Below are 12,772 nucleotides of genomic sequence, written 5' to 3'. Positions count from 1 at the left end.
AGATTTAAATGACCAAAAACAAGAAGTTACAGAATTGGGTCGAGGAAGCAGCAGCGCTTTGCCAACCTGATTCTATCTATTGGTGTGACGGTTCCCAAGAAGAAAATGACCGTTTGTGTGAAGAATTAGTCCAGAACGGAACTTTCTTCCGATTAGACCCGGAGAAGCGTCCTGGCAGTTACGTCGCACGCTCCGATCCCGCCGATGTCGCGCGCGTTGAAGACAGAACGTTCATCTGTTCAAAAACACCCCTTGAAGCAGGACCGACGAACAATTGGCACGACCCCGACGACATGAAGAAGACCCTCAAAGGGCTCTTCAAAGGTTGTATGAAAGGTAGAACGATGTACGTTGTTCCCTTCAGCATGGGGCCCCTCGGTTCACCTATCTCACATATCGGTGTTGAAATCAGCGACTCACCCTACGTTGTTGTTAATATGCGGATTATGACCCGCATGGGTAGTGAGGTGTTGGACATCTTGGGTGAAGATGGCGATTTCGTGCCGTGTCTACACTCGGTTGGTATGCCGCTTGAATCCGGACAGGAAGATGTTTCCTGGCCCTGTAATCCGGATAATAAATACATCGTACACTTCCCTGAAGAACGTTCTATCTGGTCTTATGGTAGCGGTTATGGTGGTAACGCATTGCTCGGTAAAAAATGTTATGCACTCCGTATCGCATCTATTATGGCGAAAAATGACGGATGGATGGCAGAACATATGCTCATTTTGGGCTTGACAAGCCCTGAAGGCGAGAAGACATATATCGCCGCAGCGTTTCCAAGTGCATGTGGCAAGACGAACCTCGCCATGCTCACACCAACGCTACCCGGTTGGAAAGCAGAGACCATCGGTGATGACATCGCATGGATGAAATTTGGTGACGACGGGCGACTCTACGCGATTAACCCGGAAGCAGGTTTCTTCGGTGTCGCACCGGGCACGTCAATGGACACCAACCCGAACGCGATGCACACACTTGCATCCAATTCTATTTTCACAAACGCTGCCCTCACAGAAGATGGCGATGTCTGGTGGGAAGAGAAGAGCGAAGAACTGCCTGAAACACTCACGAGTTGGCTCGGTGAAGAGTGGCATCCCGGTGATGAAAAAACGGCTGCACACCCAAATTCACGTTATACAACGCCAGCCTCGCAATGCCCGATCATTGACCCGAACTGGGAAAATCCAAACGGGGTTCCAATCTCGGCGATTCTCTTCGGTGGCAGACGTGCTACGACAGTCCCACTCGTGTTTGAAGCCTTTGATTGGCAACATGGTACCTTCATCGGCTCCATCGCTTCTTCTGAACGCACTGCAGCCGCTGCTGGCACAGTCGGCGAACTCAGACGTGACCCGATGGCGATGCTCCCCTTCTGTGGCTACAACATGGGCGACTACTTCGCACACTGGTTGGAGATGGGTAAAAGCACCGATGCCAGTAAACTCCCGAAAATCTTTTATGTCAATTGGTTCCGCAAAGATGCCGATGGCGGATGGCTCTGGCCCGGTTTTGGTGAAAATAGCCGCGTGCTCAAGTGGATCGTAGACCGTGTCTCTGGCAAGGGAGATGCCGTTGAAACACCGATTGGTTATACCCCAGTCCCCGGTGCAGTTGACATCAGCGGATTGGATGTAACCGACGAGCAGATGGCTGAACTCCTGCATGTTGATATCGAAGAGTGGCTCAACGAGATTGCATTGATTCGTGAGCATTACGAACGTTTCGGTGAGAAACTGCCTGGGGCGTTATCCGATGAATTGGCGGCATTAGAAGCCCGCTTGCGTGAGAAGCAATAAAGCCGACGAACTTGCATTATACGGCGAGATCACCATGCCTCGCCGTATAACTAACCTGAAACAAACTGTTCCTTAACCAAATCCCCAAATTTCACCTATCCTTCCTAATCGAAAGCAATTTACTCTAAACCCAGTAATGAGGTGTAGCACATAATGAAAACGATGATTTTCCGCATCATTTTGGTTATTCTTTTCTACAGTATTGTTTCTCAAGGTATTGCTTTCAACTACCATTGGGAGATAGACGAAACCCCAGAAGGTAGTGAAAGCGCGACTGTCGTTGAGCCTATAGAAGTCACTTTGCTCGACGAACAGATACAGGTTCCATCTCATAGTGCATCTTTGGCGTTGCTGCGGAAGTATTCTGTCCATCTTGGACCCGAATGGGATCCAGGGTATGCCTACAGATTACTCCAAACTTTTGAATCTATACCTCAAGAAACGAATAACCCATATGAAGATACCCCTGGTGTGGCATCCTCTGTTTGGCGGTTAAGTGATCGTCATATCCAAGGCGACATTTCGGTGGAATACCGAGACGCACAGCGAATTGTTACAGTTGCTGAAGCGGCATTTGTGCATGCGGAACCGTTATTAGCGGAAATTGAAGGTGTGCGGGGTCGGTATTTTTCTAAACGGCTCCACCATGCTGTGGTTCGGTTTGTAACCGACAATGGGGTAGACAGATACGCACTTGAACGGATACTGCGGGAACGCTATGCAGTCAGCATAAATGTTCCAGATTATAGCGAACTCACACGGCACACAACCAGTGAACACTCAGGTCGTTTTTCGGAATTCAAAAACGAAGAGTTAATAGCACTTGTCTCTATGTTTGAGGAATTTCCGCAAGGTATGCTGAAAATACCAGGACTCAAATATATTGTTCGACGTTTGGATGGCACTGACCATCCAACCCATCCCAGCGCGGACGCAGTTGCCTGGACAGGTGCTGGCTACATTGAATTCATGGAATCTGCTTTTAAAGAAAAAGGGTTAGATTCAATCCATCGTTTGATCCTCCATGAAAAGGCACATTTTTTATGGGAATATCTCTTCGACGAGCAACTTAAACAAGATTGGATAGAACTCGGTGGTTGGTACGAAAATCCCGACGACAAAGACGGTTGGTCAACAACCAAACAGACTGAGTTTGTCTCTGCCTATGCCCACGGTGTAAACCCAAATGAAGACATGGCAGAGAGCATCAGTTACTACATTGTAAACCCAAACAAGCTGCGTTCACGGTCACCTGCCAAGTATAAATTCATCCAAAACCGAGTGATGCACGGTACCCAATACATCTCAAAAATACGCCAAGATTTAACCTTTGAAGTCTACAATCTCTATCCAGACTATGTGTATCCGGGACGAATTATACGCATTGATATACAAATTGAAGGTGAACCTGAAGAAGATAAAATCATAACAGTGGAAATTGAAATTCATGGAGAGAGTGACCGAGATGCCGCTTCTAGAGGGTTTACTCGAGTTTGGAGTCCACAAGGCACCCGATTTGACATGTGGCTTTCTCCTATTAGTTCTGATGGTAACATATCCCAGCGGGGCATATCTTGCGAGGTCGTCAGCGGATTTCAAAATATGCAGCAAATGGCTATTGGAGACCTGACACAATTCGGGTATATGATGCCCAAGGTAATGAACGACATAATGGACTAACAGACTTTGGATGGAAACTCTATGTTAACAATCCTCTGGCAGATACTGAAGCTCCACAATATATTCCGAATTCAATGCAACTCTCTTTATCAGATGCAACTACGAAAGAAGGGCGCGCCTATCAAATTCTGACAGCCCGTTGGAAGTTTATTGAAAAAAATGGGGTAAGTGGTGTTTATGCTGAGTTATATGACGCGAATGTTGAAACTTACTCGCGCCGCTTAACAGATTGGGGAGAATACAAGCAAGAAGCTGGAGACGTGTGGGAAGCGACTACTAAACTTGAGGTACCTGACTACTTCCCAAACAGCATCTACAAGATTACCCGCATTGTGATGAAAGATTTGGCTCAAAATAGGCGGAGGGTATACTTCACTGAGGGGGGAGATGATGAGTTGCCTGCTTCCATTGAGATTCAGACAACCAACCCGGATACTCAACCACCTGTATTGGATTTAAACGAAATTAATGTTGAGGCAGAGCCAACACAACCAGAAGACCCAAACGGTGAAACTCGAGTTGACATTACTTTTCGGGTTAAAGATAACATCAGCGGGCATAGAATTACATATATGAGCTTACGAAACCCCCAAGGTGTTATGCTTGACTTTGATTATTATGATCCTGATTTTTACAAAATCTACTTCTCACGAGATCCAACTGTCTATGAAACTTACCATAAGACGATTATTTTGCCAGCTGGAAGCCCACCTGGTATATGGGGACTTGCTGGAATGACAATAATAGACAAGGCACATAATGTCTTACGGGTAGATTTCACTGAAACCGTTCGTTTTGAGGTGAATGATGCCCCTATCTATGCCAAATCGGATGTCAATCAAGATGGGACAGTTAACATACAGGATTTAGTGATGGTTGCGAATGCAATCGGACATCCGGGTGCCGCGGACGGCGAACTCAACGCCGACATCAACGCCGATGGTGTTGTTGACATTTTAGATTTGGTCCAAGTCGCTAATGATATTGGAGAAGGGTCGGCAGCTGCACCTACGCTTCACAGTCCAACTGCTGAACAGATCCAAAGTTGGCTGGCACAGATAAGACAAATTGACGATGGCAGTCCAGCCTTTCGTCGCGCTATCGGTGTGTTAGAAGCACTTTTACGTGCGGTTCGTCCAGAAACAACAGTCTTGTTGCCGAACTACCCAAATCCCTTCAACCCGGAAACATGGATACCCTATCAATTGGCGAATGCCAGCGATGTGCAGATTACCATTTACGATGCGAAAGGCACTGTAGTTCGCACGTTAGCACTTGGACATCAGACAGCAGGCTATTACACCAATAGAAACCGTGCCGCGTATTGGGATGGGCACAACGGTTTAGGGGAAAATGTCGCAAATGGTGTCTATTTTTATCAACTGCAAACTGACGATGCCTCACTTACACGTAAAATGGTTATTCTGAAATAGGAATCGGAATTAGGCTTCCTAATTTGTGAAATCTTGTTGTCCCAAACCCGAAGCACCTTTTGGGTTTGGGGCATTTTGTTAACCCTGGGAAGAAAATAGAGTGCTTGACTCTCTCGGTAAAATGTAGTATACTTAATACTATTCTAATACCCTATCAACCACTGTGGCGCGCGTCTTGATGTTCCTTGACGCGCCCTTGGAATAACATGATTAGATGAACCTAACCGTTATGCATAGCAAGGAGGATATAATTGTCAACAGAATCATGGCCTAAAAGTCCAGCCGATGAGGCGGACATTATCCACCCTCGTGTTCTACCGTTTATAACTGTTCACCTCGCATGTCTCGCAATTCTCTGGGTAGATGTTCAACCTATCGACTGGATTATCTGTGGCGCATTGTACGTTATCCGTATGTTCGGAATTACGGCGGGGTTCCATCGTTACTTTTCGCACCGATCATTCAAGACCAGCCGTGTATTTCAATTCATTTTAGCGTTCCTCGGTCAGAGTTCCGCACAACGAGGTGTACTCTGGTGGGCAGCAACACATCGTTACCACCATAAGCACTCTGACACAGAACAAGATGTACACTCGCCAGTTCAACACGGATTCTGGTATTCTCATGTGCTTTGGATTTTCTCCAAACGAGGACGGTCAGTAGATTACAGTTTAATTAAGGATTTCCAGAAATACCCGGAACTCGTTTGGTTAGAGAAATGGGAAAGACTGCCGCCATTCTTATTAGGGTTCCTTGTATGGCTAATTGCAGGCTGGTCGGGACTTGTTGTAGGTTTCTTCGTGAGTACGGTATTCCTTTTTCACGGCACATTTACAATTAATTCGCTTTCACACGTGATCGGAAAACAGCCGTACGCCACCGGTGATAGTTCTCGCAACAACCTGTTTCTGGCGATCATTACGTTAGGGGAAGGGTGGCATAACAATCACCATCACTTTCCAAGTGCTACGCCGCAAGGCTTTCGTTGGTGGCAAATTGATGTCACATATTATATTTTGAAAGTTTTGTCGCTTGTTAGAATCGTCTGGGACCTTCGCTTACCGCCAGCGCATGTGGTTGAAGGGAAACGTAAGTTGCCGTTGGTTGCCGTCGAAAAAGCCGCCCAGCAACTCGCTGCGAGTTTTTCGATTGAACATATCGGCGAAACGGTTTTGAAAGCGTGGAGACATACACCGAAATTAGAAGAACTCCGCAACCGCGCTCGCATCGGTCAAACAGAGGTTGAAAATTTTCTCAAAGAGATGAAAGTCCTTGAACTTCCATCAATTGCAAACCTAAAAGACCAAGCACAAAAAATGTTTACTCATATCCCATCGCTTAACCCGATTGTTGAACGTGCCAACCATATTATCGTACAAGCGGTTTCGGTATGGCTACTTCAGAGTGATATGTGTGATGCATCGATGGGTGTGTAACTGCTTAACCATCAATGTAAGTTTGACATAAGCATCTACCGGAAATCTGCAAAATAACCGCAACTTTTTAGAATATACCGCTATTAGCAAGAAACCGGTTTCAACAGATCCCTCTAATGGCACGTACGATTGCTCAATTGCACCATTTCGTGCTATTGGATACGGCGTTTGCCCTATTTTGGGCAGTTATCTCTGGATATTTCACGAAGGATAAGGCAGCGTGGTATTATCCAGACTGGCACGTAATTTGCTACTAACGTCAAACGAAAGGAGCCGTCCAGTGGAAACCGAAAAAAAATATCGTGTTGCCCCGCCTGGGTTTACATCGGAACAGTGGAAAACCTTTAACGAAGACGGCATCATCTTCATTGAGGATGCAATCTCCAATGAAGATATCCAGACCTATATTGACGCGATAGACCGTGTCGCCGCTAATAATCCGAAATATACCCCAGGCGGTTATCTCGGCATGCAGAACATTGTCGAACGAGATCCTGTGTTCGCCGGGCTTATTGATCATGAACGCCATGTCGGCTATGCTTACGACCTGTTCGGAGAGCTCCTCAAACTCCACATAAGCCAGTTTTTCCTGCGTCCACCAGGAGGGAAACAGTATAATCAGTGGCACCCAGACGGGGCGCGGGCACTCCCTTATGGTGTCTTTTCACCCAAATTACCGTTGCAAATCAAAATCGGGTACTGGTTGACTGATCTGCCGAGAGAAAAGATGGGTAACCTCGTTGTCCTACCCGGGAGTCACCGGCAGCAATACATGGACGGCTACGACACCCACGAGAGTATTCCTGGGGAAATGGTTGTCTGCCCGCGTAAAGGCACAATGACGGTGATGCATTCGAGCATTTGGCATCGCGTTGAACCCAATGAGAGCGATGTGGTGCGTTATAATATCTTCGCTGCCTATTGTCCGTCATGGCTTACGCCTGCTGATCGCTTTCATTCCTCACCGGAGTGGTTAGAGACGCTCAACCGCGAACAGCGTATTATCATGCGGAGTTATAGCAACGCGTATCACAACGCCAAACCGCCCGCGTCTGATTTTCCGCTCTTCCTTGAACGCGAGACAGGGGTTGAGGCGGATGAGGATGCGTATCTGGAACACGTTAAATTGCATCGCCGCAAACGGCAGACAATGCCCGAAAGGCTTGCCGCGTTGTAAAAACGGCATTTTTTGTCCTTAATTCGCAGCAAGTAATGTACAGGCGTATCAAAAACCGTTTTTTGACAACGAAAAAAACGAGCAAAAACCCAATAGTTAAAAGATTATGAAGACGTTATTCCTTAAAGACATGCGTTATCGTCAAGCAAGAGTCGTGCTAACGGCACTCGGCATCACCGTGCTGATTTCGCTAATCTTGCTGTTGGGCGGTATCATGAACGGTATGCGTATCCAAGCGCGACAGTATGTCGAATCCACCGGTGCGGATGTCTGGATCTCCGCCGAAGGCTCTGGCGGTGCATTTATTGGGTTCTCTATGGTCGTTGAGGAATACATGGCATTCCTGAATTCGGCACAAGGTTTAACCCCCGATTCCGCATCTCCCTTGGTTTTTGCGCAAGCACGTCCAACGGTCCGTGGAAAATCCACTAAGGCTATTGTCGTTGGCTATAAATTAGGGCAACTTGGCGGACCCAAGAGTGTTGTTGACGGAAAAATGTTTACCCCAAGCAATTTTGAGGACTACAGACCCGAAGACCCGGTCCCGTATGAGGTGGTTGTTGACGAAAAGATGGGATTGGAAATCGGAGAGCAGATTACCCTTGGCAACGAAAAGGTACGGGTCGTCGGGAAAGCGAAAAGCCTGATGTTTGTTTTAGATACGCCGTTGCTCTTTATGGATGTCCGCATTGCCCAGAAGATTTTACTCGGCAACACGCCACATGTCAATATGATGATTGCCAAAACCAGTGAAAATGAGCAACCTGTGCAGGCTGCTGCCGGTTTAGACGCTTTAGAAACTATCGAGGCGCGCACCTTAAAACAGACCCTCGGGGACATTATTGCCTACTATGTTGACGAGCCGATGAAGGCGGTGCAATTCCTACGAGTGATGTTGTGGTTAGCGGCGGGTATTCTCGTTGGGATGATTACTTATGTGACAATGCTTGAAAAGACGCAGGAAATTGGGGTCTTAAAGGCTATCGGTGCCGCAAACAGTTATGTGATGGGACTATTGCTGAAACAGGTCGTTCTAATCTCTGTTGTTGGTGTAATACTTGGACTCGTTCTATCTTACATATTTGCGGCGGCAGCACCGATCTTTGTCGCAATTCATTTCGTTGAATCAATTATCGTCGCGTGTATCAGTTTCGTTGTCTGTTGTGGTAGCGGTTATTTGGCGGCGCGCAAAGCAATTACAGTAGATCCGATGATAGCGTTCCGAGGAGAAATATAGATGGCAGCCATAGTAGAAGGTACCGGCTTAACCAAACGCTTTGGCACAGGCGACGCAACTGTTCTCGCTGTTGACGCAGTCGATGTCCGAATTGAAGAGAGCGAATTGGTAATGATTATGGGGAACAGCGGTTGTGGCAAAACAACGCTCATCAGTCTCCTCGGTTGCATCTTAACGCCAGACGATGGGGAACTCCGAATTGATGGCGAACCGATTGATCCGGTGTCCGAAGACCTGAGCGTCATCCGCCGCGAGAAGATCGGATTTGTCTTCCAACTGTTTCATCTATTACCCTACCTCACCGCCCTTGAAAACGTAATGGTTGCTATGGACATCGCCAGCACAAAAACGGATGAAGCCGAAAGCCGTGCGACGGAACTCCTCACACAAGTCGGTTTAGTCGATAGACTTCACCATCGTCCTGCCCAACTATCCGGTGGCGAAAAACAGCGCGTCTCATTTGCCCGTGCGCTCGCCAACCGCCCAAAAATCATCTTTGCCGATGAACCTACTGCCAACTTAGACAGTCGCCAAAGCGACAATTTGATGAATTTGATTCAAGAACTACGCCGGGAATACCAAACTACTATCGCGATTGTGACACACCATGAAGGCTTAAAACAAAGTGCCGATCGCGTTATCCAGATGAAAGATGGAAGGATTGTTACTACATGAACAGAGATACGGTTCTTACACACTATAGAAAGGTAACCCTGGCTTCAACAATTGCCATATTATTTTTGCGCCTCACCCTACCAACGCCTACACCTGCCGAAGAAGATCCTGGCTTAACCGCGTTGCAACAACCCGACTTCCTGACAAGTGGGTTATACGGGGGCGGTCTGACCTTCATTGGGACAAGCCCGTATATTCAGTTTCAAGCACAACCGGATATTCCACTCGGAAAAATCAGTATCGGATTAGATTTAGTTGTACTCTATAACCCTTACGCAACAGACACCGGTACGCAATTCCTCGCCGAAGATGGTGAGTCATGGAATAGTCCAAGCACATGGTTAAGACTCATCCGGTACGTCAGTTACGCAGAACCTTACGACCCGTTTTACTTCCGTCTTGGGGAATTGGATTATCTAACAATTGGACACGGTTCGATTATGTCCGGTTATTCTAATTACGACCGGCGTGGATTACGCGTAAACCTCAGGAAATCCAATAACAGATACGGTGTTGAAACAATGGTGAATGATCTTGGGAATCCTTTAATCTTCGGGGGGCGATTGTTTTATCGACCATTTCTACGTTCAGAAAATAATAACGCTCTCACACAATTTGAAGATCAACCGGTTCCACGTTCAGAAAATAATAACTTTCTCACACGATTTGAACTCGGGGGTACCTATCTCACCGATATCGATCCAAATCCACAGGAGGTTGGAGAAGATCCGTTGATTGCCTTAGGCGTGGACGCAGGATTTCCGATTATTGAGAGAAGCACGTTTCGGTTTGATCTCTATAATGATTTTGCCGTGCTCAACACTTTATCCAAAGAACCGGAGGATATATCCGAAGAACCTGAAGAAGAACAGTTGGAAACTGAATCGACTGAGCAGGAACCCACAAGACGATTAGAAAGTGCCCCGATAGGTGGAGAAGCAGCCTCAGCAACAACAGAATTCACGTGGGGCAACGCCGTTGGTGTTGGATTTACTTTTACTAAAGCCATCTTCAAACTTGAGTACCGCGTCCTTAGCGAAGGATATATCCCTTCTGTCTTTGATTATACGTATGAGTCGGCAAAATCGCTGGCACCCGAGCCGGATATGCCCGATTTCTTGGATATCGAAACGAGCAATGAACAGAGACGCGGCTTCTTTTCACAATTCATCTGGAAGCCGGGGGAACACCTCCACTTCTTTGGAACATTTGAAGACTATAACAATAGCTCACCCAAATTTTATATGGTGGTGTCAGAATCGGGGTTAGTGCCGCGGCTTAGGATGCGGGCGCTCTATACAAAACGTGACATCGGTGAGGGAGATGAGACGAATTTCTTCGCAGATCTGTTTGATCTCAATGAAAAGTCGGCATTCCGTTTAGAGATTGGCTATGCAATTTATCCGCCGGTTGAAACCATTATTACCCGTGAGTACCGGTTCCGCCGTGTCGAAACAGCCGATGGAATCTCGCAGTTTGAACCGATTCATAAAACTTCATTCATGGTAGGCATCAGGACGGATTTTTAGTGTTATCTCTATCAAGGAGGTAGGCATCAATCCATCTCTCGTTCTATCTCCTCGGCAACAAATTTGTCAAGCATGATATCTCTTACATTAGCTGAAATAACTTTGCCTTCTCGATCAAGGAGAAACATTCTCGGAATACTACGGACACCATACTGTTGTGCCAAGGGACCCTCATACCGCTTGCCGTCAAAGATCTGTCGCCACGGCAACGGATTTTCCTCAATAAATTCGCGCAACACCGTCTCATCTACATCAAGACTTATCCCAATAATGTCAAAGTCTCTGTGATGATACTTCTCGTATACAGTTTCGAGTGTCGGTATCCTGTCGGTATACTGCGTTCTCCAGAAGTCAAGCAAAACAACTTTACCACGGTAGTTGGCGAGTGAAATAGGTTTTCCATCCAAATCAACAGCAGATGAGAAATCAGGCAAGACTTTATCCACCCATGCCAGTGTGGGATCAGCGTTCACCCGATACGCGTGTGCAAGTTCGGAGTTGCCTAACTTTTCGTGGATTTTAGCTAAACCGCTCCAAGCAGTTCGGTCATCCGGATTGTGCTTTAACCGATTTTTCAATACCAACTGTAACCTCTGAAAAACGGCTTGAACTTCTTCAGTATTCCCTAAGACCTCATGAATTTCAGCGAGCATCCGCGTGTTATTCCAATCGTCAGGTGTCAGTTTTAACTGTTCTTCAAAAACCTGTTGAATCTTGCCGAGCAGTGTAGTCCATCGTTCCCTTAGCGGGTGGTCATCTTCAAGCCGTTGATAAAAATCGTTAGGCCTTGATGTTACATATTCGTAATCATAACAGAAACGGTATACCCATTGTGACAAAGCAGGCTGCCCATTTTCCTGCACGTTCCGTTGGAAGCGAGATGTCACAATAGGTACTTGGGGTGCTTGATGCCGTTCAAAGAGTCTTTCGAGTGCGGTAACGGCTTCTTCGTGGAGATAATCAAAACCAGCCTTTTCAAAAGCCAGATAGCAGACTTCAACGTCGTTTGGCAGCAGCACTATTGCTTGCTCAACAACATCCCAGAAACCATCACGTGGTAGGTCCCACGGGCTTCCGGCGAGTACTATAGCCGCAAATTTTGCGGCGGCCCCATTGTCGGGGCTGCTTTCCAAGACCTTTTGGGCATGCTCATACAAATCCTCACGCAACGGCTCAGGAAAACTCGAGATGAACTCGTACCAAACAAAGTTGGGTGGGAGTGACGTTTTTCCATTAACAACGCCTGCATCAATTCTTGCCTTGAGATAGGCAGCCAACGCCGCCTGAAACTCGGGCACGCTCGCCCAGTAAGTTTGCAACTTGTCCCTGTCAGTGTGGTGCAGATCCGAGAACACATTCCAAACATCTTCGGTATTGTCTTTCACCATTTTATTCTCGGATTTTTGCGGTTCGCAAAACGATTTGTTCAAAAGAACCAGACAGAAGCAGAACACAATACCTAAAAGGATTATGTATACACAATTGGATTTCACTGCTTTACCTCAACTTTGATCTCCTCGTCCTCAACAATCAACGGATAAGTCCTGATGCGGAGACGTGGGTCAGTTTGGCATTCTCCAGTTTCTGTATTATAAGCGTAGCCGTGGACGGGGCACACAGCAATACCGTCCCGAATTCTACCTCTACCAAGTGAACCCATGGCGTGCGGACAGGTGTTGTCCACAGCACAGAATTTACCATTTTCATTGAAGATCGCAACTCGTCTTCCATTGACGGTAAAAGCCTTTCCGCGACCTTCTCGTATGGCTTTCGTTTTCGTGACTGTAGTGTAATCAGACATTT

General features: G+C 46.8%; 11 protein-coding genes. 9 read left to right on the top strand and 2 right to left on the bottom strand.

The window, feature by feature from the left end:
* The first annotated feature begins 8 nt into the window (after positions 1 to 8).
* From OXH00_09370 to OXH00_09330, 9 genes are all read left to right on the top strand, one after another.
* A complete protein-coding gene (locus OXH00_09370; GenBank protein MCY3741215.1) occupies positions 9 to 1,802 on the top strand; it encodes a phosphoenolpyruvate carboxykinase (GTP) in 1,794 nt (597 codons plus the stop codon).
* Positions 1,803 to 1,955: 153 nt separating this feature from the next.
* Complete coding sequence (locus OXH00_09365) at positions 1,956 to 3,482, top strand: hypothetical protein (protein MCY3741214.1); 1,527 nt, start codon at positions 1,956 to 1,958, stop codon at positions 3,480 to 3,482.
* Positions 3,377 to 4,915 (top strand): T9SS type A sorting domain-containing protein, encoded by a 1,539-nt coding sequence (locus OXH00_09360; GenBank protein MCY3741213.1) that lies wholly within the window; start codon positions 3,377 to 3,379, stop codon positions 4,913 to 4,915. Before OXH00_09365 ends, OXH00_09360 begins: the two co-directional genes overlap by 106 nt.
* A gap of 251 nt (positions 4,916 to 5,166) precedes the next feature.
* Positions 5,167 to 6,351: an acyl-CoA desaturase gene (locus tag OXH00_09355; protein ID MCY3741212.1), complete on the top strand. Its 1,185-nt coding sequence runs from the start codon at positions 5,167 to 5,169 to the stop codon at positions 6,349 to 6,351.
* 116 nt (positions 6,352 to 6,467) lie between these two features.
* Positions 6,468 to 6,608 (top strand): hypothetical protein, encoded by a 141-nt coding sequence (locus tag OXH00_09350; GenBank protein MCY3741211.1) that lies wholly within the window; start codon positions 6,468 to 6,470, stop codon positions 6,606 to 6,608.
* A 23-nt stretch (positions 6,609 to 6,631) separates the two neighbouring features.
* A complete protein-coding gene (locus tag OXH00_09345; GenBank protein MCY3741210.1) occupies positions 6,632 to 7,528 on the top strand; it encodes a phytanoyl-CoA dioxygenase family protein in 897 nt (298 codons plus the stop codon).
* 106 nt (positions 7,529 to 7,634) lie between these two features.
* Positions 7,635 to 8,765, top strand: a complete 1,131-nt coding sequence (locus tag OXH00_09340; protein MCY3741209.1) for an ABC transporter permease — start codon at positions 7,635 to 7,637, stop codon at positions 8,763 to 8,765.
* Entirely contained in the window at positions 8,766 to 9,440 is a 675-nt protein-coding gene (locus OXH00_09335; protein MCY3741208.1) for an ABC transporter ATP-binding protein, read from the top strand. It begins immediately after the preceding gene.
* Positions 9,437 to 10,969, top strand: coding sequence for a hypothetical protein (locus OXH00_09330; protein MCY3741207.1), 1,533 nt, complete (start codon positions 9,437 to 9,439; stop codon positions 10,967 to 10,969). Before OXH00_09335 ends, OXH00_09330 begins: the two co-directional genes overlap by 4 nt.
* A gap of 26 nt (positions 10,970 to 10,995) precedes the next feature.
* Here OXH00_09330 and OXH00_09325 read toward each other — a convergent pair whose 3' ends face one another.
* On the bottom strand, positions 10,996 to 12,357 hold the full coding sequence (locus tag OXH00_09325; GenBank protein MCY3741206.1) for a redoxin domain-containing protein: 1,362 nt from the start codon (positions 12,355 to 12,357) through the stop codon (positions 10,996 to 10,998).
* A gap of 101 nt (positions 12,358 to 12,458) precedes the next feature.
* Positions 12,459 to 12,770: a Rieske (2Fe-2S) protein gene (locus tag OXH00_09320; protein MCY3741205.1), complete on the bottom strand. Its 312-nt coding sequence runs from the start codon at positions 12,768 to 12,770 to the stop codon at positions 12,459 to 12,461.
* Positions 12,771 to 12,772: the final 2 nt, after the last annotated feature.

Source organism: Candidatus Poribacteria bacterium (genome assembly GCA_026706025.1).
GTDB lineage: Bacteria > Poribacteria > WGA-4E > WGA-4E > WGA-3G > WGA-3G.
The sequence above is the reverse complement of the archived record's forward strand: the minus strand, read 5'-3'. Positions and strand labels throughout refer to the sequence as shown.

Coding starts and splice junctions, on each gene's coding strand:
- OXH00_09370 (MCY3741215.1), top strand. CDS start 9: ATGACCAAAAACAAGAAGTTACAGAATTGGGTCGAGGAAGCAGCAGCG.
- OXH00_09365 (MCY3741214.1), top strand. CDS start 1,956: ATGAAAACGATGATTTTCCGCATCATTTTGGTTATTCTTTTCTACAGT.
- OXH00_09350 (MCY3741211.1), top strand. CDS start 6,468: ATGGCACGTACGATTGCTCAATTGCACCATTTCGTGCTATTGGATACG.
- OXH00_09340 (MCY3741209.1), top strand. CDS start 7,635: ATGAAGACGTTATTCCTTAAAGACATGCGTTATCGTCAAGCAAGAGTC.
- OXH00_09335 (MCY3741208.1), top strand. CDS start 8,766: ATGGCAGCCATAGTAGAAGGTACCGGCTTAACCAAACGCTTTGGCACA.
- OXH00_09330 (MCY3741207.1), top strand. CDS start 9,437: ATGAACAGAGATACGGTTCTTACACACTATAGAAAGGTAACCCTGGCT.
- OXH00_09325 (MCY3741206.1), bottom strand. CDS start 12,357: ATGGTGAAAGACAATACCGAAGATGTTTGGAATGTGTTCTCGGATCTG.
- OXH00_09320 (MCY3741205.1), bottom strand. CDS start 12,770: ATGTCTGATTACACTACAGTCACGAAAACGAAAGCCATACGAGAAGGT.